This is a genomic window from Wolbachia endosymbiont of Chironomus riparius (assembly GCF_918315375.1).
The window spans coordinates 261,851-285,087 of the sequence record NZ_OU906733.1; the positions used below are offsets into that span (position 1 = coordinate 261,851).

Below are 23,237 nucleotides of genomic sequence, written 5' to 3' on the forward strand. Positions count from 1 at the left end.
AATAAAAAAATCTTAAAGTTTACTATAAATTTTTTAAATATGTTAGACAATGTTCTTTCTTATTTTGGGAGAAAAGAATCTTCTCATAGTAAAAAATATCTAGATGATGCTCTTTTTTGCGCTATAGGCAATCTGAATTATGATGCTGTAGAGCTATTGATTAATTCGGGAGCTGATGTTAACTCATTAAATAAAGATAATAAGAACTCCATTAATTATGCTATTAAAGAAATAGTTCTATTTAAAAAGAGAACTCTAAATCCATTAAAAAATTTGTTAGCAGAAATAAATTCTCATCCTATATATCAATTACTATTGAACAAAGGTTCTGAACTTTCTAGTCCAGATCAAATTAGTATATTTGAACTTTCTATTTCAGATTCAATTAGTATTGAAGGTGAGCCAATTTATGCTGAAGTAAGTGACGTACTTAAGAATGAGCCAATTTATGCTGAAGTAAGTGACGTACTTAAGAATGAGCCTATTTATGCTGAACCAAGTTATGCACTTAAAAGTGAGTCAATTTGCCATGAAGTGAGCAATGAATATAATAACGAACCGACTTATGGTAAAATAAGGAATTCACTTGATAAAACGCAGAATAAATCATCAAAAGGCGAACCTATCTATGCTACAGTAAATTATGCTGCAAAAAGAAAAGCGAGAAAAATCAAGGAACAAAATTCAACACAAGAATATGAAATAATAAATAATTCCTTATCTTCTCAGAATAGTGAAGCATATTCTGTAAGTGATGAGCTGATTTATGAAGAAATAAATAACTTTAATGACTCATTTGCAGATATTAGTTTTGTTGATAGTGCATATGGTAGTATCAAAAATTACAAAACACAGATTGATGATAAAGTAGAATATAAACTTAATAATCATCATTATTCTAATGGTGAAGTAAGGAATTCACTTGATAAAACGCAGAATAAAGCATCAAAAAGTGAACCTATATATGCTACAGTAAATTATGCTGAAAAAACCAAGGCAAGAAAAATTTTGAATAAACCTATGGTTATTGGTGCTTCTCTAAAAAATGGTGAATATGTTGAATTTGTTCAACACTCAGATAAAGTTGGACGACATAATTCACTTGAAGATACTGGCTATGTTAGTGAAGAAGAATTCAACCATAAACAAAACTGTACAATATTCGAAAAAGTAAAATTTACAACTCGAAGTACCAGTTGTGCAGATGAATTAGCAAAGGAACAGATAAAGGAATCTGTTAAAAGTGGATCAGTAAAAGACAGGATAAATAAATTTGAAAAAATGATAAAAATGAACAAAGAAGAGCGATCTAAAATGAGTGGAAAAATTCAAGAAGCTAAAATTACTGCTTTATTTTTAAATAACAGGGAAGTTGCTTTTTCATAAAGTAATAGTCTGCCTTGATGTTATATTATTTTTACAAAATAAATTAAAATGTGAAAATAGAGAAAAGATATATTGAAAAAGAGATACAACGTCATTTTATGATGTTGTATCTCTTTCTTGTTTTTACAAGAAAACTCTACACTGATGTATCTTACCTTACATATGCACAGAAATTTTTAAGTAAAATAAATAACTTTTATCCATGTTTTACAACTTACAATGCTTAGACTTTTGCTAGTATCATGGAGATTGCTGATAAAAATTAACCTGGATTTGAGTTTCAGCGATTATATGGAATGGGAAAAGATTTATGCGATTAGAGATTGCAATAATTTGTGCACCAGTTGGTAAAATAGTGATTTATGCTTTCATACTCTGTTATACTCTTTATCAAGAAAGGAGCTAATAAGTAAAACATTAAAGTTATTTGCAAAGCTTTTTCACGGAAAAAACTTCATACTACATTTTTTGATAGTAATACTACTCTTATGTCAGTTGATTAAATTCTTTTCTATAATTTTGGTCTGAAATTTATACAATATTGATTAAAAAAATTCTATAATTTTCTAATTCTCATAATATTATTATTTATTTTCCTGACCCATTGTAAGTATTGTACTGTACTATCTATTTGGTCATCGTAATGAGTTTCTGGGAACATGAGCATTTCATATTCAAAGTCACTTAACCATATTGCATTTTGCGGCACGAAAATTCTACCTGACTCTATTAATGACACAATTTGGTGGAATCTAGAGAGTTTATCACCCTTGGGTATTATGGAAATAATAGGTAAATCACTGTTTAATTTGAGTTCTTGTAATAGTTGCTGTCCACTTGCTTTTGCTTCAATTAAAATAGCATGTGGGTTCCATCTTTGTGCTAAAGATAAAACCTGTTCTTTCAATTTTGGGTACTCGAGTTTTGCTCGATATACATCAATGAGATAAAATTTATTATCTATTTTTGCCCAAGTAGTACAAACACTGAAATCGCTACTGTTGTTTGTTGAAATTGCTGTATCCCAGCTTTGTGTAACATAAAATAAATTATCAGGCAGATTCTTATAACGTTTCAACCATTCCTGTCTAATTATACCACTTGAAAGTGATATAGGATTTTGTTGATATTGAGCAGCAAAAGCATAACTTCCCAATTCTATTTTTATTGTCTCAACTTCTTCTTTATCCAAGGGATATAGCAATTGACCTTCTTTTCTTGAATATGTATTTCCTTCATCTAATGCAATTTTTTGTTCTTTTTCTGCAATCATTGGTAAACAAATATGGTGCCATATATTCTTTGGTTTAGATAGTAAGTGTCCTGTAAGATCTTCTTGATGTAATCTATGCATCACGAGAACAATTACCCCTTTCTTTCGATCATTAAGCCTAGTGACTAGAGTTTGGTCAAACCAGTTTATAGCGCGCTTTCTAAATGTTTCACTCAAGGCTTGCACAGGATTTAATGGATCATCTACAATTATAAAATCACCCCCCTCTCCAGTTAATGTGCCACCAATAGATGTTGCAATTCTAAAGCCTCTTTGCACAGTTTGAAATTTATATTTGGTATTTTGATCTTTAGATAATTTTACTTGCGGAAATAATTCTTGATACCAATCAGATTGCATTACGCATCTTGTATCAAGAGAATGCTTTTCACTGAGTAACCTAGAATAGCTAGCAACTATTATTCTTGCAGTTGGCAGATTTCCGAGTATCCATGCAGGCCATGCAACACTTATGCAGATAGATTTCATAGAGCGTGGTGGCATATTGAAGATTATGCGCCGAATTTCACTCATACCTGCAGCTTCTAGTATGTTGGCTATAACTTTTATGTATTGATAATGATGGTATTCATATCCTGGTACTACTGTTTGAAAGCATAGCTCAATGAATTTTAAAAAATTTATTGCGTTCATAACAATTGATTTTTTATAGAATTTAATGTTTTATTATATAAATATGTTTACTATATTAATATGCAGATCAAAGAAGAATTTATTCAAATTAAAAATGCCACGGAAATTCAAAAGATAGTCATACCTTCTCAGAATACAGTTCCACAAAATCAAAAACACTTAATATGTTTTCTTGGTGGAAATTGGGAATTGCAGGATATGGAGGGTTATATCAAAAATAACTGGAATTGGGCTACTGAATCAGGGATCACGTTACATTTTTTTAATTATCCTAAGCTTGGTTTGGGAAAAGCTAAATCATTAATGCTTAGCAAGAGAGTTGACTACGGAATGTCAATTGTACTTAATTTACTCGAAGATGGAATCAAACCAGACGATATAATATTGTTTGGAAACTGCATGGGTGGACACATAGCTGCGGAAGTTCATAAAAAATTTAAAGATGAAAAAGTACACCTCAGGTGTATAGTTGATAGTGTAGCTAGTTCATTTAAACAAACTTTACTTTCCTATCTTGGGTTTGTAGGTAAGTTAAAAACTTTGCTTGCTCCAGTATTTAAACTAATATTAAAGATTTTTGGTATTCACTGGAAAACACACAAAGTATTAAATTCAATTAATCCTTACACAATGTGCTTCAATCGAGAAGGTGATGAAACAATTAAAAAACAGGCCCAACTAGTAATAAAAATCCAAAAGATAGAACAAAGTGGCAGAAAAAAAGATTACCAGAAAAAAGAACATTTAAAGGCTTTGAAGAATATGCAGAATTTTTTAAGCAGAATTCTATATTAAAAAAAGATGATCAGTTAATTGACTCACAAAGGAGTGATAAAGATATTCATTTCTTATCTATAACAGTTTTAAAATCTAAAAATGGTTATACTTTTCCTGAATTAATTACGTTACATATTCAAGCTTCTGATGCATATTTCGCTAAATACGGTTCATTAAATAGTGAAAACAATGTTGAGTTATTTTTGAAGAGTAAGTTGTACAAAGAATTTTGCTCAACTCACTGCGAAATTGCAAGTACTGAATCTGTGAAATCACAATCTAGAAGTTTAAGAGAATAGTAAAAAAAAAGCTCTTATTTATAATTTTAATAATATGGGCTTGATGATAATGCTGAAGTTAACATCAGGAATTTTTATTATTAAAGTAAGATAGATTATATACTAATCTGTTTTGATCAGGAAGATAATAGACTTCTTTTTCGAAACTCTATCATTCTAATGCATACCGTCATCCCAGTACTTGATACTGGGATCCACTCTACATCCTTTATTATAGATTCCAGTGTCACGCACTGTGGAATGACACAAAGTGGCTTTAACACAGTCCTCTACTGTTATCTCTAATGACACAAAGTGGCTTTACAGCCCTCTACTGTTATCTTTAATAACACAAAGTGGCTTTAACAGTCCTCTACTGTTATCTCTAATGACACAAAGTGGCTTTACAGCCCTCTACTGTTATCTCTAATGACACAAAGTGGCTTTACAGCCCTCTAACTGTTATCTTTAATGACACAAAGTGGCTTTACAGCCCTCTAACTGTTATCTTTAATGACACAAAGTGGCTTTACAGCCCTCTACTGTTATCTTTAATGACACAAAGTGGCTTTACAAGCCCTCTACTGTTATCTCTACCGTCATCCCAGTACTTGATACTGGGATCCACTATTCCTTCTTTAACTTATTTTTTGTTTTATAGGATATGATAGTTTCAAATATACGTTGAGCGTGGAATTAGCTAAAAAACTGATAATATAAAAGTGAAATTGCTGATTTTATATAATTAATTAATAAAAATTTCAAATAGCCATTGCTATAATGTAGATTAAGAAGGTAAGATTCAAGCAAATTATTGATAAGTTTAAGGTGTATAAAATGAGAATAGCTTTTCAGATGGATGAGAATATAAACTTTAAAACAGATACTACATTTTTGTTGATCAAAGAGGCAAATAATAGAAATCATGAAGTTCTTATATATACTCCAGTTAACTTAGCATTGAAATTAAATAAACCAATTGCTTTAGCTCAAAGAGTCATTATTAATGATAGTGGATTTAAATTTAAAGAAAGTATAGAAGTTAATTTGAATGAAGTAGATATTATATTTGTCAGACAGAATCCACCTTTTGATATGCGTTACATTACAACAACCTATATCTTAGAAAAAACTAACGCATTAGTTATTAATAACCCAACAGAAATAAGAAATTGCCCTGAAAAATTGATCACTTTATTATTTCCAGAATTAATTCCACCAACTTTAATTACGGAAAATATATCAATGATCAAAGATTTTTTTTTCAATTACAAAGATATGATTTTAAAACCATTATATAGTTATGGTGGAAACGATGTGGTAAGAATACAAAATGAAGGCATTATTCAGGTAATAGCAGAATTAATGATAGCAAAGCACAATTGCCCTATCATTGCACAATTATTTTCTAAAAACATAGAAAAGGATAAGAGGATATTATTATTAGATGGTGAACCAATAGGAATAATGAAACGAGTTCCACAGAACAATGAAGAAATAAGAACAAATATAAGACTTGGAGCAAGTTTTGAATCTATTAAAATGAGTGAGAAGGATTATGAAATATGTGATAAGATCGGACCTGAGTTAAAAAAAAGGGGATTAACCTTTGTGGGTATCGATATTTTAGGTGATTTCCTACTTGAAATTAATACAACTTCACCAACAGGAGTAATTCAAGTTAATGAATTATACGGTATACAATTAGAAAAAAATCTTTGGTGTGCGTTTGAGGAGAAAGTGTACCAGCATAACAAAGTGAAGTGTTAGGCAGGCATTATTTAGCTGTACTCTGTATTCATTTTTTAATAAATTATAGCTAAAATCATAAGGTATTTTACTATAGGTTAATTATCTGATACTCTTGGAGTAGTTATGAGAAATATTTTATACTTCCTATTATTAATTACTGCATTCAGTATATTTGCAATTGAGGAAAGTGAAAGAGCGCCGAAAAAAGAAAATAATATTAACGAATTACAGAGTCAAGTTGATACCATAGAATCAAAACAAGGACCAGAACAAAATTCACCCGAGCAAATAAAAAATAGTACTGTAGATAATCAAGTACAGAACGTTGAAGAAGATAAGGAAGCAGATTATATGTCTACTTACGATTTTATACTTGATAAATGGCCAGCTTTAAAAGCTTTGGATGAAGAAGATAAAAGCACAGATGGTACTTATGATGAAAAACATCATTTTTTTACAAACGATGAAATAACAGGTGAGAAAACGCATAGTAATATTAAGGTTGAAAAAGTTATAAATCAAGATGATGAAATTAACAAAGCACCTGAAGAGTATAATGGGCCAACAGAAGGTAAGTTACCAGCTTTAAAAGCCTTAGATGAAGAAGATAACAGAATAAATGAGGAAGTGCATAGTAATATTAAGGTTGAAAAAATTATAAATCAAGATGATGAAATTAACAAAGCACCTGAAGAATATAATAGGAAAATAGAAGATAATTTAAAAGCCTTGAATCAAGAAGATAACAGAATAAATGAGGAAATGCATAGTAATATTAAGGTTGAAAAAGTTATAAATCAAGATGATGAAATTAACAAAGCACCTGAAGAGTATAATGGGCCAACAGAAGGTAAGTTACCAGCTTTAAAAGCCTTAGATGAAGAAGATAACAGAATAAATGAGGAAGTGCATAGTAATATTAAGGTTGAAAAAGTTATAAATCAAGATGATGAAATTAACAAAGCACCTGAAGAGTATAATGGGCCAATAGAAGATAAGTTAAAAGCTTTGAATGAAGAAGATAAAAGAACAAATGGTACTTATGATGAGGAGCATAAAGTTTCTACGATTGAGGAAACTTCAAATCAAAATAATAAAGCTACAAAAAAATTCGAAGGGCATTCAGAAGATAAGATATCTGATTTGAGTATCTTGAATAAAAACAATAATGGAATATTTTCCCATTCTAATAAAAACCAATTTTCAACAGAGGTTACTGAAAGTATGCAAGATAATAAAAATTTGGTAGAAGGCGATTTTTCTTTTGATAATATGAAAAATGATAGAAAATATAGTTTGCAGACAGACTCTAAATCTAAAGGAATAAATAAAAATGATCTCTTAGGCAATAAAGAGAATGTTGAAATAACAAATCAGGCTGGAGAAAAAAAGGAAGAGATTACGGAAAGTAAATTTAAGAAGCAAAGACAGGAAAAATATATAGTAAAAAGAGATGAAGATGAGAGTAAAGACGAAAAGAAAAAACAACAGAATTTAACAAGTAAAAAACCAATAATAGAATGGATTCATAAAAGCACGCCAAGCAGATTAATATATAAGAGGCAATACGATAGTCTTAATGAACACCTTCCAACTACTGTATTTATTAATGATTATAGCAAGCAGTTATTTTATTGCATAAAAAAGAACAATTTATCTTGTTTAAGAGGGGTGTTAAGTAAGCTAGAAAAAATTGGATTGAGCATTGAAGAGGCATTAAAATGGAGAAATAAACTTGGAGATACTCCTCTAATTTATGCCTCAAAGTGTGGCAATATTGATATAGTACGTTTTCTTTTATTACAAAATAGCGACTCCAGAGCAGTTAATTATAATTTTCAATCTGCAATGGATGTAGCTATAGAAGGAAAACAAATAGATATAATAAATGCTATTACTGAGATGATACCACGTCTTATAGAACATAAAACTATAGATAATGAAAAAGACTCAATTATGTATAATTGGGCAATAAAAACAAAAGACCGTAATAAGTCAAAGTACGATGCGGCTGATTAAACTTCTTATATTAATTCTTACTTGTTACTCATGCTTAGGGAATGAAGTAAGTGGCAGTAAAGACCCAGTTGGTGATTTTCTTAACATTCTGCAAGAGATAAACTATGTTTCTTTTAGTAAAAAAGATTTTACTAAATTTATTGAAGAGTGCCACAAACAAGATATTGCTGAAGATTTTAGTAAACATTTTGGTCATAATTTAAATGGAGCTGATTTTAGTCAATTGTATTTGAAAGGCTCTATTTTTAAAGGGGTAAGTTTAATAGGTGCAAATTTTTCTAATACTGATTTAGCAGGAGTGTCTTTTGTGGATGCAGATTTACGTGGAGCTAATTTTTCCAACGCAAATTTATATGACACTAATATAGAAAGTACAAATTTGAGTTTTGCAAATTTTTTTTCTGCTAGTTTAACTGATGTTACATTTGATAAATCTAATATCAGTTACGCCGAATTTATCAAATCATATCTAAAAAGAGTAAAAATGTATAATACAGTAAGCTTGCATACTGACTTATCAAACACAAAAATCTATTTATCTAAATTACTAAATTCAAATATTAGTTATTCAAATTTTAGTGATAGTGAAATCATCGATACTGTGATACAGAAAAGTAATCTTGATTATACAAATTTTTTTGGTCTTAACGCATGTAATTTAAGAATACAAGCTTCTTCGTTAAAAGGTACAAACATGTACTCTGCAGAGATTAAAGAATCAGATTTTACAGGTAGTAACCTATCTAATTCTTACCTTGATTCTTCAACAATCACTAACAGTAACTTTAACAGAGTAGATCTCAGTAATGCACAAATGTCTTATGTGAATAGTGATTATTCGAATTTTTCTGAATCTAAGTTAACGAGTGCCTATGTACAACATTCTTATATTTCTGAAGTTGTTTTACAAGATACGGATTTATTCAATACAGATCTTAGTTTTAGCGAGTTAAATGGTGTGAATCTTTCTAATGCTGACATTCGCAAAGGAAAGTTTTACAACACTAAATTAATCAACTCTGATATGAGCAACTCGTTTTTTGACCATGCACTTTTTATTTTTACAAGCATAGAAGGTACAAATCTTTCTTCATCTTTAATGCATAAAGTTACAATTAAAGACTCTCAGATACATGATAGTATACTTTCTGATTACAATATTGGTTCTAGCCAAATAGAAAATTTAACATTTTTTAATGTAATAGCTAATAATTCGGTTTGGTCTAACTTAAACATTGTGAATTCTAATTTTATCAAAAATGATTTTAAATCATCTTTTTTATATAATAATAAATTCAAAAAAACTAGCTTTTTTCTTAGTAAATTTGATAATTCTATCATAAATGATGTACATTTTCTTTCGTCAAGTATATACAAATCTTCAATTCTTGATACTCAAGTGACAGACTGTAAATTCAATAACTCAATCCTAATTGAAAATGAAGGACAAGAAAAATTCATAGATTTTGATACAGCAATAACCTCAGTTCAAGATTTACAAGAGAGAATATCTCAAGGAGAAAAATTTAATGTAAATTACTCTCACTTCAATTTTCATGACATGGATTTAAGCAATTCTGATTTTTCTAACTCAATATTAAATAGAACAAAATTTGAAAATGTTAACTTAGACAAGGCAAATTTTCAAAATACTGATTTAAGTTATTCGATTTTTAAAAATTCTTCTTTAGTGAATACCGATTTATCTGGCTCTAATTTAGACTATGCTAGCTTTTTTAAATCAAATTTTAAAAGTGCTGTATCAAAAAATACTAGGTTGTCTAATACATCGATAATTGATTAAATAGTAATGTATTTGTTGTGCTAATTAAAAATGTATGTGAAAAGTGAAGGTATATTACTGATTTTATCGTCACCCTCTGGAGCTGGAAAAACTACTATATCGGAAAAGTTACTTGCACGATCAAGTGACTTAGTTAGATCTATTTCTATGACTACACGTAAGCCTCGTACTGGGGAAATAGATGGAAAAGATTATTTTTTTGTTACTGAAGAAAAATTTCATGAATTATGTGAGGCGAATTCTATGCTTGAATATGCTAAGGTTTTTAATAATTTTTATGGTATACCAAAGTATTTTATAAATCAAAATCTTGAAAATGGAATTAGTATTTTATTGAGTATAGATTGGCAAGGAGCATTTCACTTATCTAAAATCATTGAGAAAAAGGTTGTTAGTATTTTTATACTGCCACCCTCGATGAAGGAGCTACAGTTACGCTTAAACAAGCGTAATAGTGATAATAGTAGTACTATAGAGCATAGATTAACCATGGCTCAAGATGAAATGAATAAATGTAATCAATACGATTATGTGATAATTAATGATGATATCGATAAAAGTGTAAAAGATGTAAGTTGTATATTAGAAGCAGAAAAACTTAAGGTTCAAAGAAAAATCAACCTGAAGGAGTTTATAGATAAGATAAATTCATCAATGTAACTACTTTATAAAAGCTATATTAAGTAAATGATATTCTATAGTTAGCTAAAATAAGTTTTTTCTTGATTTTTTAAAGCAAGGTTTATAATGTTTAAAATATAGTTATGTTTTTCTAACTAATTGTTTAAAGATAAACATTCTTAGTAGTAAATACAATACAAAAAGAATATTATATATCATAAATTTGAAGAAAAAGTGGTGCTATGAATTGTAAGAAAATTATAAAATGGTCAATATTTTTATTCGTAGTATTAATAATTACCGTTCCATTATGGACTACTATTCATGCTATGATAGATAAACATACCAATCCTTTGGTTATATATCTAGAAGGTAAACTCAAAAGCTCTAGGCGAACATTTATTCAAGAACTTTTTCATGAAATTCCAGAAGCATCTAAAAATCAAATTGCTCTTGTAATAGCAGCAGACATTGCAGAAAAAGATATGATATTGCCACTACAAAAAGGTTATGATTTAATTGCTTTTGATAGTCAATTAGTTTATTACGATTTATTTATCCCTGATCGTGAAAAATATAAAGATAATAAAATAAAAATTTTTAGTGATTGGGATTTTAATAAACTTCCAAAATTAGACATAGTGATGGCAAGTTTTATATTACCACTCTATGATCGTGAAACGTTTCACACTAGATGGAATCAAATCAACAATAAAATAAAAATAGGTGGTTATTTTATTGGGAATTTTTTTGATCCTCAGTGGAATCTTTTTTCTGAGAAAAAAAGAAAAAATATGATTTTTCATACTAAACAAGAAATTCTGGATCTTTTGCAAAATTACGAGGTTATAAAGATACAAGAAGTGAAAGAATATTCATCTAAACTCAAAGGGAATGATTACTATTATGAAGTTTTTGCAAAAAAAATCATATAGCCAGTATTGTTGTTGAAAATACTTTTATAAAGAATGACTGTATTTAAGAAGTTTTGTAACAAATCTTTTAGTTATATTAAGCAATTAAAGAAATACATATTACAAACGTCTTGACTATTATTGCTACAGATTCTATGTTCAAATATAGTGTCCGCAATAATAAATATGGAAATTTTTCTTGATAGTGCTGATTTAAATGAAATTCAAGAACTCAAAGAACTCATTGATGGTGTAACTACTAATCCTTCATTAATTGCAAAATCTGGCTATAAAGATAAATACCAAGACTTAGTAAGTGAAATATGTTCTATTGTGAATGGACCTGTAAGTGTTGAAGTTGTTGCTGACCACTACGAAGACATAATAAAACAGTCTATAAATTTAGCAAAAATTGCTGAAAATATTGTAATAAAGTTACCTCTAACATATGAAGGACTAATTTCTTGTAAAAAATTGTCGAAAGAACATAACATAAATGTTAATGTGACATTATGTTTTTCTCCTGGACAGGCACTGCTTGCTGCTAAGGCTGGTGCTGCGTTTATTTCTCCCTTTGTTGGTCGTCTTGATGATATAAGTTACAATGGTTTATACTTAATAAAGGATATATGTGAAATATATTCTAACTACATGTTTGATACTAAGGTTCTTGTCGCATCCGTAAGAAGTCCAACACATGTAATCGAAGCTGCAAAGCTTGGGGCTGATGTAGTTACTTTACCAGGAAAAATATTAAGGCAATTAATAAACCACCCACTGACAGATTCTGGGCTTGCAACATTTGAAAAGGACTGGAATCATAAAATATAAATTTTAGATTTCTTTTTCGAGTAGAAAAGATAAAAAATAAAAAATTTTAAGATGGTAGATTTTGCTTACTCTTTAGTGTTTATATGATTTTGGCATTTACTATGATGTTAAATATTTATAACGAAAACGATTCTTAAAAAACTAGTACTGTGTTGCTGGTTTTTACTACTTTGCATTTATCTTTTTATGTCTATTTTTTATTGTCTAAATAAGAATTAGAGAAGTTCTTTCAATATTTTATTATTTTTGAATTCCATTGAGGAGCTTGTTTGATTTTTAAAGCTCATGTGAATAATGACTATGCATATACAATACAAAATCCATCTATTCGCTATATTAAATATTTATTTTCTGTTAATACAAGATTTTCTATTTTAAATAGAAATTTATTTAATTACGCACCAAATAATATAAATCTTATAATTTAATTATGTTATTTAATTAATGATAAAAATTATGGAATCTTTTGATAATACTGAAAAAAACATTACACAAGGCATAAACCAGGATATCAAAAAATCTAGTATAGAAGATGATAATGTTATTAATAATGATGATCATAACGCATCAACATCCCCATTATTACAAGAGAAAAAATCTGGAATTTTTAATGGAGTGGTGAATATATTGAAATCTACTAGAGATTCAGTTGTTGATTGTTTTAAATTTTTCTCTAGTATTTTTAGTTTTGAATCTTTATTTGCTACTGGTAATATATCCGGTCAATATAAGCTTAATAATGATAGTAATCGGAAGATTACAGTGCATAGTGTAGAGCTTACTAAGATAACAAAAATTGATCATGGAGAGTTACCACCACAAAACAATCTACACAATGTTGAAGTTAAAAACAAAAAAGAAACTAATATGTTTAGTGGGAAAGTCATATAAAACTACGATCAATAGTCGTGGAGTTTGTGAAACCGATCTGTAATAAACTAAATCTATACAAAAGCCATCATTTTATGATGGCTTGTTTTACAATCTTTTTCTGCTTTTTAAAGCTTGCACGAAGAACCACGACAAATATATGTGAAAAATGTAGAATTATTTATGCATAATGTTTATTAGCAGATAATTTTTTTATTAAAATAGTGTGTTATCTGTTATGCAAATATATTACGCTTATTTAAAAATAAAATCATGAATTCTATCAATAATAATAAAAAAGAATCACAATGTGATAAATATTCTGATTTACTACATTTGCAACCTAAAGAAGATATTACAAGTAAAAAAAATGCTTCAAGCTTATCTTTACATTCATTATCACAAAATAAAAAACCTAAATTAGTTAATAGGGTATATAGTTTTTTTAAAAAAAATGATAAGCATATAAATGAATTTATCACTAATAACCAGAAAGTAGCAGATACAAATTCCAAGCGTTCAAATAAATTGAAAGAAAGTTTTGTATTCTATACTAAAAATGAAACCGAATATGAAAAAGAAAGCACTACACCTAGTAGCGAACTAAGAGACACTACTTTTGCTCCAAATAAAAGTCATCTTTTAGGCGTAACTACTATTGATGATTCTGGGTTCCACACTGACCTCTAAGCATTATACAGGTGTACAAGAAAAAATATCATAGTGGTTTTTAATCTGCTCTCTATATAAACTGCTTGTATTTCTTCAGGTATTGTAATGATTTTCACTATCATCAAAACTTTTCAAATTTATAAGTATGTTTTTTAACTCAATCAATCGTAAAATCTTGATTAGGGAACTTTTTTTAATTTTTCTGCTACATCAAGCCATTTCATAACACAAGTAAAATTAGTTATGATTATTTAAAGATTTTGTAATTTTTCACATACAAGTTTTACTAAATAATCAGAATTAATGTTAAAGTGTTCATACAATGTTTTATAAGGTGCTGATTCTCCAAAATCATTTATACCAATAAACAATCCTTTTGAGCCTATATATTTGTGCCAGCCCATATTACATCCTGCTTCAACGGCAATTTTTATACTACTATTATTTAATATTGATTCTTTATATTCATCATTTTGCTCATCAAAAATTCTCCAGCAAGGCATAGAAATAATCCTTGCTCCTATTCCTATTTTTTGTAATTTTTTTTGTGATTCAATTGCAATATTAACCTCTGATCCTGTTGCAAATATTGTAACATTCAACTCACCAGAATATTCACATAGGATATATGCACCAAATTTTGACAGATTGGTATTCTGGTTAACATTAGGATAAAATTTACGAACGTAGTTAACATCTTGTCTAGAAAGTGCAAAAAGTGCTGGAGATTCTTTTTTTTCTAATGCAATGCTGATACATTCTAAAGTTTCTAGCGCGTCTGCTGGCCTAAAGACATATAAATTGGGTATAGCACGTAGAGAAGATAAATGTTCTACTGGCTGATGGGTTGGGCCATCCTCACCAACGCCGATAGAGTCATGAGTCATAACGTAAATAACCTGCTGCTTCATTAAAGCAGATAAACGTATAGACGGACGACAATAATCAGAAAAAACCAAGAAGGTTCCACCATATGGTAATATTCCTCCGTGTAAAGCCATTCCATTCATGCATGATGCCATAGCGTGCTCTCGTATTCCATAATGGACATATGAACCATTATAGCTATTGCTACTTATTACTTGCATGTGTTTGTACTTTGTACAATTTGAGCTAGTAAGATCTGCAGAACCACCAATAAGCTCAGGCATAAGTTTTGTTAAGAGCTCCATTAATCTGCCAAAAGAAGCGCGAGTAGCTTCATTTGGTGCCAGTTCATGAATTTGTTTCTTTAAGTGATTTAAGGTATTTTCCAATCCATCTGGCAAACATTTAGCAATTCTTCTTTGTAACTCTGCATTGTTTTTTAATAAATCCTGAGTTGTATTATAGTGTTTTTTCGCTCTCTCAATAGTTTTTTCCCATTCTTTCTTTATATCCTCTGGAATATAAAAAGGTTTATAATTCCAATTTAAATTTTCTCTAATTGTTTTTATATCTTCTTCTGTAAAAGCTCCACTATGTGCAGCAGAAGTTCCAGCACGACTTGAAAATTTCCCTATTGTAGTCTTGCAGCAGATCAGAGACGGTTTGTCAGATTTTTGTGCTTGCTCCATTGCAAGAAAGATAGCATCGAAATCGTGTCCGTCAATTTTTTGTACATTCCACCCGTATGCCAAAAAACGTTTTTCGATATCATCAGAACATGAAAGGTTAGTGTTACCATCTATGGAAATATTATTGTCATCAAAAAGAGCTATGAGCTTGTTTAGTTTTAGATGTCCGGCAAAAGATGATGCTTCATGGCTTATTCCTTCCATAAGACATCCGTCACCTAGCATTACATATGTATAATGATCAACCAGATCTTTGGTGAAATATGTTCTAAGTATTGCTTCGGCAAGTGCCATACCAACAGCACAAGCAAGACCTTGACCCAATGGACCAGTAGTAGCTTCCACTCCAGCAGTAATTTCGTACTCTGGGTGACCCGGAGTTTTGGATTTCAACTGTCTAAAATTTTTTAATTCATCAATGCTAATATAACCTGTTAGATATAAAATTGAGTACAATAAAATAGATCCGTGACCGTTAGATAAAACAAAACGATCCCTATTAAACCACTTTGAATCTGAAGGGTTGTGATTCAAAAAATTTGCAAATAAAACAGTTGCAACATCTGCCATTCCAAGAGGCATACCTGGGTGTCCTGAATTAGCGTTTTGTACTGCATCAATTGATAAAAACCTTATAGCATTTGCCATAGAGTGGTATAGATTGTTCATTATTTTCAGAATTTTTAGATTTTAAAGCTTTAGTATAAGAGATTACTTTAGTAAAAACAAGTTGACATATATTGTTAAAGTACTTAATAATTTGAAGTTAAGTTATGAGATTTTTTATATGACGACCATTATCAGTAGAAAATATAGGGTCAGCCGTAGGCTTGGAATAAATTTATGGGGCAGAGCTAAAGATCCAGTAAATAAAAGAAAATATCCCCCAGGTCAGCATGGTATGCTTGGGTTTAAAAGATTATCTGACTTTGGTAAACAATTTGCTGCACAGAAAAAATTCAAGTTTTATTATGCAATTTCAAGTAAGCAATTAAGACGTACGTTTATGGATGCTTACAATAGAAAAGGTTATACAGCTGATAATTTTATTGGATTACTTGAATCAAGGTTAAGTTCTGTTTTATATCACTCTGGATTAGTACCAACGATTTATTCAGCAAAACAACTTATATCACATAAGCATGTCATGGTTAACGATAAGATTGTTAATATATCAAGTTATAGACTTCGTTCAGGTGATGTGGTAAAAATAAGAGAAAGGGTTTCAAAAATTCCTATAATTGAAGAAGCTATAAAGAAACAAGAACGTAAATTGCCAGATTATTTGGAAGTTAATAGTGAAGAACGTTCAGTTAAGTATTTAAGAGTGCCACAATATTCTGAGGTTCCGTATTCAGTAGATATGGAAGTTAACTTAGTAGTGGAATTTTATTCTCGATAATTAAAAAAGCCCATGTGATGGAATGGTAGACATAACGGACTTAAAATCCGTGGGCCTCACGGCCTTGAGGGTTCAAGTCCCTCTGTGGGCACCAGTTTTATATTGTTATGAAATGGATTGATATAGAAGATATAGTAGAAGACTTAGAAAGGAATTTTCCTAATCAAGATATAATAAATATTAGATTTACTGATCTCAAAAAAAAAGTTCTAAGCTTGGAAGATTTTGACGATGATGAAAATCGTTGCAATGAAAGAATCCTTGAAGCTATACAAGCAGCCTGGATAGAGGAAAAATCGTAAAAGAAACGAAGCCACCATAAATGATGGCTTGTTATTAGTTTTTATACAGATATAGATTCACCTTGTGTTTTTAGCTTTTGTAGGTTGTGATAGATTCACCTTGTGTTTCTGGGTTCTGTGTTTTGTGATTGTCCAGTGTTAGGTCTTTTTTCAAAGAACTACTTGGACTATCTACTTGCTTGCTTGATTCACCATTAAATCTTCCTGTAAAACTAGTTGTTGATTGTGTATCATTGTCAAAGTCACTATCACGCACTCTTTCTGTTTCATACTCACTAGTAGTATAGGATTGTATGCTGGTTTGTGATGATAATCCGTTTGAGCATGCTTCCGCATTTGCTGGTTTTTGACTGTTAACGATGCGTTCATTTACATCTTTATAAGTGACATCCTGAGCGTTATTAAACTTATCTTGAGCAAATCCCATAGAATCAACAAAAAAGTTCTTAATGCCTGTGAGCATATTTACTACTGTATTAAAAATTCCAGATTTTTTCTCTTGTGATGATGTTGTTGTTGATATGCTAAAATTATCTTCTTCAGTTGGTAAAGGATCTAATGTAAAATGTGTATCTTGATCCCCATCCCCATCCATTGAAATTACTTCTTTTGAGTGTTCAGTATTCAAATTTTCGTTAACTTTTTGTTCGGATATGGAGGGTTTTAAGTGTTCATCTTTGTCATAAATATGATTTGAAGAGGTTGAACTCAAATTTTCACTATTATCTTGCTTTTTATCTTTATTTGTAATAAACACGCTCTTAAGTCTTATCCACGACCTTTGAAACCAATTAAGTTTTGATGGTTCATCAGAATTAATAATATTATCATTTTGTTGTTGTGTTAGTTCCTCGATGCCTTTTTGGTGATTATCACCGAATGGTGAAGTACGTTGCACTGGACTAGGTTGAGCAAAATTTACTACATCCTTTTTTCTAAACACTCTATTACTCATTTTTACTAGTGGTATAATAAAAGCTTTTGATATAAAATTTGGCTTAAGATCATCCTCTGTAGAAGCAATAGGTGTTTTAATACCTTGATTAATTGTTTTCTTTTTTATAATAATCTTATTAATTGTATCAATAATCTTATTAATTGTATCAATAATTTTCATAATTTTACCATTAATTAAATAACATGATTAAATTATAAGATTTATATTATTTGGTGTTTAATTAAATAAATTTCCATCTAAGGTAGAAGATCGCGTATTAATAGAAAATTAATATAGAAGATAATTTTAATTGTATAGTACTGAAAGAAGTTATAATTTTATCTCCACTAGAGAAATATTATTACAACTATTACTTCCATAGTTATCAATAGAAGTGCTTAAATAATCTGTATCAAAACGGACAGGTACGTCAAATTCAAAATTTGCAGTAATTATTGTATCTTTTTTCGGTGGGTTCATAAACATTATCTTTCCATTAGAATAATCTACTGAATATTCGCTATATTCTTTACTATTCAAGTAAATCTTGACAGTGTCGTATACTGGTTTTTTGATTGTACGTATATATTTATCCTGACTGTTTACGTAAATTTTTATTAACTGAAAAGTTGTTTGCTTTCCATTACCTGTTCCTATTTCTTGATCAATAGTTGTAAAATCCAACCAATCTTTTAAACGAAATCCTATAGCTCTGCCCTTTCGAGCACGAAAAAATGTTATTAATTCTAATAATTGTTCGTTGGATTTTACTCCATAAGATATATTATATCTAGCACGTGCATTAGACCAATTAATGTTCCGTTGTTCATATCCATTGTGAGTTTTTACAATCTCAGTAGAGAATTCAGGTCCTCCTGTAGAACCGTAGGATATGTTTTCTGGAAACCTTACTTCTGTAAATGACATATAATCTCCTTATAAAATGGAATAAAATTTTTTGCTATTATAGTTGATTGAGGTAATAAAAATTTTTTCTATTAGGCTTGTGAATGATATTTATAGTAAATAGACTATGAGTTGCTATTCATTAATTGATTCACTTTTTCACGTAAAATACTTAAGTCAGTTGCTCCTACAAAGATGCTATCACCAATTATTAAAAAAGGTGTACCACCAATACCTAAATCCCTAACTAAGGCCTTACTGCTGTTTATCATGTGTTCAATTTTGTTCATATTATTTTGCATTGAATTATTGAATTCACTTTCTTCAATGCCTATATTTTGTAGTATATTTAAAATATCATTATCTGAAAATTCTCCTGTATGACTTAAAGCCGCGTAGTTAAAGTCAAAGTATTTTTCTTTTTTAATAAAATAAACAGCTAGTGCACTTTTCGCCATTTTTAGAGAGTTATTACCGAGTATCGGAGAATCCCTGAATATGTAATTAATTTTACCGTCGTTAATGAGTTGTTTTATATCATCCTTTATTACTTTACAATATCCACACGAATAATCAAAGAAACCGACGGCTATAACTTTACTATCTATATTGCCTGTAGAAGGATAGCTTGTATCAAATATTTCATCTTTATATTGTAAAATTTTATTTTTTATCAATTTATCTTGAGCAGCATATTTACTCTTGTCTTGAATATTTTTTATGATTTTTTCAATGTTATTGTTAATGTAATCGTCTAATTTTTGACCTATATAATCATCGCTCAAAGCTATATTTTTTGGCTGTTTTAGGTTTGCAAGAAAATCGCCTATAAAAGGTAAACTTGCTATAAATATTATAAAAGTCAAAAAAAATGATATTTTAATCATAAAATTACTTAATAAACGTTATAATTCTAGATTAATTTTCTGTTCCAATCAACCTAAAATAAATTCTAGCTGTCATTAAAAAAAAATATTGAACTTTAATTTTTATTGCTTACTATAGTTTAACTAATATTGTAAATAGATTTTTTATGACTGATGCTACATCTAAAACTTTACTTTCGGAATCCAAGGAACAAAGTACTCAAGGTAAAGTACTCAAGGTTCTCAGGCTGGTAATCTAATAAAGAGGGATTATAATAAAAAAATTACTTATCGGCAAGCATTAAATAATTCAGAGGAAACATCTTTGGAAAATCAGAATACGTCATGTTTTTTGGATGAAGAAGATGAGGAAATAAATAGGTTTATTGATTCTCTTAGAAGAGAGATTATTTATAAATGTGTAAATAGTGATGATATAGAAACTATAAGAGTTAGAGAAAGAAAAAAAACAGGAGAATTTACTGTTTTGGTAGGTCTAAAGAATAACAAAGGGAACATAAAATTTGATGATTCATTTTTAAGTGTCACTTGTGCTTGTCAGGGAATTAAAGTGACAGCTTTAACAATAGTGGAAACACCAAGTCTAAGGAGACTTTTACGTGTCTCAAGGAATGAGGATGGAAGTAGGTTTTATGAAATTATCACAGGTCCTCGTAGTATTCAGTGCAATTGGAGTGTGGATGGTAAAGATTATAATCTGACTGTTAATGTTAGTGATGAAGGCAAGGTAACTTTTACTAATCCAAGTGATGAATTAATGCTTGAAGATTTGACAAAAAATCAATTTTTTACATTTAAAATTGGCAAAGGCGAAAAAATGACTTTGCATGAATTATTTACAAAACAAAAAGAATGTAAATCTAGTGAAATTATAACCCCAAATCCACAAGGTACAACTGATGCTTCAAAAAACGAAGCTTCTGGCATAACAGTTACAGAAACAAAAACTCAAGAACTTGCAGAAAACCAAGAGGGTAAACCTGATGTTTCAAAAGGTGAAGCTCCTATTACAACATTTGCAGAAACAAAAACTCAAGGAGTTGTACCGCAAGTACAAAAATAAGGAACGAAAGGTTAAGTAAGTTTAATAAGCTGCTATATTTAGCAGCTTATGTGGCTTGGTAAACTTATAGGTTTATTACATATGCCGACCTTTTTTTGAATCCATATTTCTACTTTCTTCAACTTGCTTTGCAAAAGATGCTTCTTGCTTATCAGTGTGCTTAAGTGGCTTTACAATTTCATGTATAGCAGCACTAACTGCGGTTAAAAATGTTTTTAATAACGCTCCTAAAATTCCACCCTTGGCTTCTCTGCCATATATATGAGCTTGTTTTTCATTACTATCGGCAGTTTCTCCAGCTCTTTTTTTAGGATCCATTCTATGAGCAATTACTGAAAATAGTACTGACTTAATTGAAGATTTAATTTCTTCTTTAGCTTCGTGTACATCTGCTGTTGCACGTTTAACATTACCCATATCTTTTTGTTGTTGAGCAAAAATGTTGCTTAATATCTCTTCAGTTGTACGATTTTTTCTCTTTTCTTTAATTCTTTTTATAGAGTTTAATTTATCGCTAGTATGTTTTGTAGTTTCAAGCTCAATATCAATATCCTCAGATGCTGCTTGGCTATATAAAGTTTCTATTAGCCTATCTATACTGCGTTTTATCTCCATAGTTCTTCCATAACTATCCAGTTCATCAATTTCTTCGTCTATCTTGTTTAAAAGATCCTCAAAATTCTTCAGGTAATTTTTTATATATTCTTCTTCTGTACAAGGCGTTACTTCCTCTTGGCACTGTTCTTTTTGATCATCGTTTTTTACTAAGTATTTTTCTCTGGCACTATCATCGTTATCATTTTTCTTGAGTGGGTCTTCTGTATTCATGATTTTTATAAATTTAAGATTTTTATCATTACCATTATATAAGGAAAGATTAAATTAGCATTAATGAAATGAATTTACGGTTCCAGTGCTGGTTAAAATTATAGTAAAACTGTCAAAAGTAGTAGGATCGTAATACCTTTCATATAATTCAATTGCACACTGTAAATTAATTTTTGTACCATAATCTATTTCATAGTTGTTAATAGAATTTAGCATGGCTGAATTATGCAGCAATTTATCTGCTAGCATACAATCTAAAATACCGTTTATTTTTATTGTTATATATCTACTTCCAGCACAGTCTAATATTCCCCTCCATCCGAAAGAAGAGATGTCTTTTGTTTCTTCCCTATTGTTGCGTAAAATAAACCTTAAGTTCTTTATATTATTTAATATAACATATTCATTATGATCATTTTTGATCTTTAGCTGTAACTTACTCATTATCTGTCTCCTTAATTAAAATATCAAAATTAATGGTTGAATGTAGCACTTCATCGAATTGATTCATTATGCAATCATTTTCTACAACGAATTCATTTTTATTATCAGAGTATTCAGCTTCATTAAGTATCAAATGAATATGTTTTATAATATTAAACATACTATCTCTATGATAGGTATATATATCACATGAAAATTTAGCTTTGATAGCAAAATTAGAAAGCATATGTAGGATTTTGTAATTTTTGATATTCACCTTTAAGTAAGGAATTGTGACTTGTTTGGGTGAGTAATTGTAGACATTAGTAACATACTTTTTCAGATCAATATTTTTCCTTATCATATAAAAAATTTTGTTATGCATATCTTGAATTTTTTTCATAGATTGTCCTCTGTAAAAATTACAATAAAACTTTCAAATCACGGAATGGTGAGTATACTTTTTTTATCTCGGATAAGTGACTACCTACTTCCAATTCACGGTTTTTATAAAGAGCAGTAACATGCTGTATAATTCCTAACTTAATCTGATTTGGAACATTATCGTATCCAGCCTCATATATAACATCTACTTTTTGTACATTTAAACAATTATAGAACTCGATATAATTTCCCACATTGCTAAAGTAATACTCAAGCTTTCTTTCTTCTTTATTGTGAAATACTGTTGTAGCTACTGAGATTATTTCCCTAATAGGACCATAGTTTAAGTAGATTCTACGCGGTATATAGCCTTCACATGAAGCTTGCCATTTTTGTTTAACTAGAGATTTTTCCATATACCACTTAGCATAATCTGTAGCCATAGCTATCAAGTATAAAATTATCTCATCATCTTGAGTATTCTCAATACGTAAAAAAGATTTTACCTCTTTCAAAGTTATGGGAAGTAATTTAGGTGTGGATTTCAATTCTACGAATACAATAGTAGGATTTACTGGTACGATAAACCTTTCTAACATTATAGCCCCCTTTTTTTATATTATTTCTATAAGTAATAACATTGCTTAATTTAATATTAAGTACAAATTAGTATGACAGTGCTTATACTAGTGCAAGTA

The 23,237-nt window shown here is 29.5% G+C and carries 21 protein-coding genes, 1 tRNA gene and 2 pseudogenes; 15 read left to right on the top strand and 9 right to left on the bottom strand.

From position 1 onward, the window contains the following. On the top strand, positions 1-1,386 hold a 1,386-nt coding region (locus NL275_RS01360; RefSeq protein WP_253300201.1), incomplete at its 5' end, for a hypothetical protein. 113 nt (positions 1,387-1,499) lie between these two features. Further along, a pseudogene (locus NL275_RS02695) lies at positions 1,500-1,649 on the top strand (proline dehydrogenase family protein); the annotation flags it as partial. 293 nt (positions 1,650-1,942) lie between these two features. Here NL275_RS02695 and terL read toward each other — a convergent pair. Beyond that, a complete protein-coding gene (terL, locus tag NL275_RS01365; protein ID WP_253300202.1) occupies positions 1,943-3,313 on the bottom strand; it encodes a phage terminase large subunit in 1,371 nt (456 codons plus the stop codon). Positions 3,314-3,373: 60 nt separating this feature from the next. Between terL and NL275_RS01370 the strand changes: the two are divergent. From NL275_RS01370 to NL275_RS01410, 9 genes and pseudogenes are all read left to right on the top strand, one after another. Further along, positions 3,374-4,326 (top strand): annotated as a pseudogene (locus tag NL275_RS01370) (alpha/beta hydrolase family protein); the annotation flags it as partial. 879 nt (positions 4,327-5,205) lie between these two features. Beyond that, entirely contained in the window at positions 5,206-6,138 is a 933-nt protein-coding gene (gshB, locus tag NL275_RS01375; RefSeq protein WP_253300204.1) for a glutathione synthase, read from the top strand. Between the two features lie 105 nt (positions 6,139-6,243). Then, positions 6,244-8,139, top strand: a complete 1,896-nt coding sequence (locus NL275_RS01380; RefSeq protein ID WP_253300205.1) for an ankyrin repeat domain-containing protein — start codon at positions 6,244-6,246, stop codon at positions 8,137-8,139. Then, positions 8,126-9,943, top strand: a complete 1,818-nt coding sequence (locus tag NL275_RS01385) for a pentapeptide repeat-containing protein (RefSeq protein WP_253300206.1) — start codon at positions 8,126-8,128, stop codon at positions 9,941-9,943. Before NL275_RS01380 ends, NL275_RS01385 begins: the two co-directional genes overlap by 14 nt. A gap of 30 nt (positions 9,944-9,973) precedes the next feature. After that, positions 9,974-10,603, top strand: a complete 630-nt coding sequence (gmk, locus tag NL275_RS01390; RefSeq protein ID WP_253300207.1) for a guanylate kinase — start codon at positions 9,974-9,976, stop codon at positions 10,601-10,603. A 290-nt stretch (positions 10,604-10,893) separates the two neighbouring features. Beyond that, positions 10,894-11,499, top strand: coding sequence for a hypothetical protein (locus NL275_RS01395; protein WP_253300208.1), 606 nt, complete (start codon positions 10,894-10,896; stop codon positions 11,497-11,499). A gap of 165 nt (positions 11,500-11,664) precedes the next feature. After that, a complete protein-coding gene (gene fsa, locus NL275_RS01400; protein WP_253300224.1) occupies positions 11,665-12,309 on the top strand; it encodes a fructose-6-phosphate aldolase in 645 nt (214 codons plus the stop codon). A gap of 456 nt (positions 12,310-12,765) precedes the next feature. After that, positions 12,766-13,200: a hypothetical protein gene (locus tag NL275_RS01405; RefSeq protein WP_253300209.1), complete on the top strand. Its 435-nt coding sequence runs from the start codon at positions 12,766-12,768 to the stop codon at positions 13,198-13,200. Positions 13,201-13,452: 252 nt separating this feature from the next. Continuing rightward, complete coding sequence (locus NL275_RS01410) at positions 13,453-13,869, top strand: hypothetical protein (protein WP_253300210.1); 417 nt, start codon at positions 13,453-13,455, stop codon at positions 13,867-13,869. 233 nt (positions 13,870-14,102) lie between these two features. Here NL275_RS01410 and tkt read toward each other — a convergent pair whose 3' ends face one another. After that, the gene (tkt, locus tag NL275_RS01415; RefSeq protein ID WP_253300211.1) at positions 14,103-16,076 is read right to left on the bottom strand and encodes a transketolase; all 1,974 of its coding nucleotides are present in this window, start codon (positions 16,074-16,076) and stop codon (positions 14,103-14,105) included. A gap of 118 nt (positions 16,077-16,194) precedes the next feature. On the opposite strand from tkt, the gene rpsD reads away from it, so the two are divergent. The 3 genes from rpsD to iscX all read left to right on the top strand — a co-directional run bounded on the left by rpsD (position 16,195) and on the right by iscX (position 17,111). Further along, positions 16,195-16,809, top strand: coding sequence for a 30S ribosomal protein S4 (gene rpsD / locus NL275_RS01420; RefSeq protein WP_253300212.1), 615 nt, complete (start codon positions 16,195-16,197; stop codon positions 16,807-16,809). A gap of 8 nt (positions 16,810-16,817) precedes the next feature. Beyond that, positions 16,818-16,903: transfer RNA gene (locus tag NL275_RS01425), tRNA-Leu, on the top strand. 13 nt (positions 16,904-16,916) lie between these two features. Next, positions 16,917-17,111, top strand: a complete 195-nt coding sequence (gene iscX, locus NL275_RS01430) for a Fe-S cluster assembly protein IscX (protein ID WP_253300213.1) — start codon at positions 16,917-16,919, stop codon at positions 17,109-17,111. 70 nt (positions 17,112-17,181) lie between these two features. Here the strand turns inward: iscX and NL275_RS01435 are convergent, their stop codons facing one another. The 3 genes from NL275_RS01435 to NL275_RS01445 form a co-directional block, all read right to left on the bottom strand. Further along, the gene (locus tag NL275_RS01435) at positions 17,182-18,228 is read right to left on the bottom strand and encodes a hypothetical protein (protein WP_253300214.1); all 1,047 of its coding nucleotides are present in this window, start codon (positions 18,226-18,228) and stop codon (positions 17,182-17,184) included. A 150-nt stretch (positions 18,229-18,378) separates the two neighbouring features. Continuing rightward, complete coding sequence (locus tag NL275_RS01440; protein ID WP_253299753.1) at positions 18,379-18,975, bottom strand: DUF2460 domain-containing protein; 597 nt, start codon at positions 18,973-18,975, stop codon at positions 18,379-18,381. Between the two features lie 104 nt (positions 18,976-19,079). Continuing rightward, positions 19,080-19,841: a DsbA family protein gene (locus NL275_RS01445; protein WP_253299754.1), complete on the bottom strand. Its 762-nt coding sequence runs from the start codon at positions 19,839-19,841 to the stop codon at positions 19,080-19,082. Between the two features lie 304 nt (positions 19,842-20,145). On the opposite strand from NL275_RS01445, the gene NL275_RS01450 reads away from it, so the two are divergent. Then, the gene (locus NL275_RS01450) at positions 20,146-20,904 is read left to right on the top strand and encodes a hypothetical protein (RefSeq protein WP_253299755.1); all 759 of its coding nucleotides are present in this window, start codon (positions 20,146-20,148) and stop codon (positions 20,902-20,904) included. Between the two features lie 75 nt (positions 20,905-20,979). Here the strand turns inward: NL275_RS01450 and NL275_RS01455 are convergent, their stop codons facing one another. From NL275_RS01455 to NL275_RS01470, 4 genes are all read right to left on the bottom strand, one after another. Next, complete coding sequence (locus NL275_RS01455; RefSeq protein ID WP_253299756.1) at positions 20,980-21,732, bottom strand: hypothetical protein; 753 nt, start codon at positions 21,730-21,732, stop codon at positions 20,980-20,982. 60 nt (positions 21,733-21,792) lie between these two features. Beyond that, positions 21,793-22,176, bottom strand: a complete 384-nt coding sequence (locus NL275_RS01460) for a phage tail protein (protein WP_253299757.1) — start codon at positions 22,174-22,176, stop codon at positions 21,793-21,795. Continuing rightward, positions 22,169-22,336, bottom strand: coding sequence for a hypothetical protein (locus tag NL275_RS01465; RefSeq protein WP_253299758.1), 168 nt, complete (start codon positions 22,334-22,336; stop codon positions 22,169-22,171). Before NL275_RS01465 ends, NL275_RS01460 begins: the two co-directional genes overlap by 8 nt. 241 nt (positions 22,337-22,577) lie before the next feature. Continuing rightward, positions 22,578-23,138 carry a phage head-tail connector protein gene (locus tag NL275_RS01470; protein ID WP_253299759.1) on the bottom strand — a complete coding sequence of 187 codons (561 nt, stop codon included), beginning with the start codon at positions 23,136-23,138 and terminating at the stop codon, positions 22,578-22,580. Positions 23,139-23,237 lie beyond the last annotated feature (99 nt).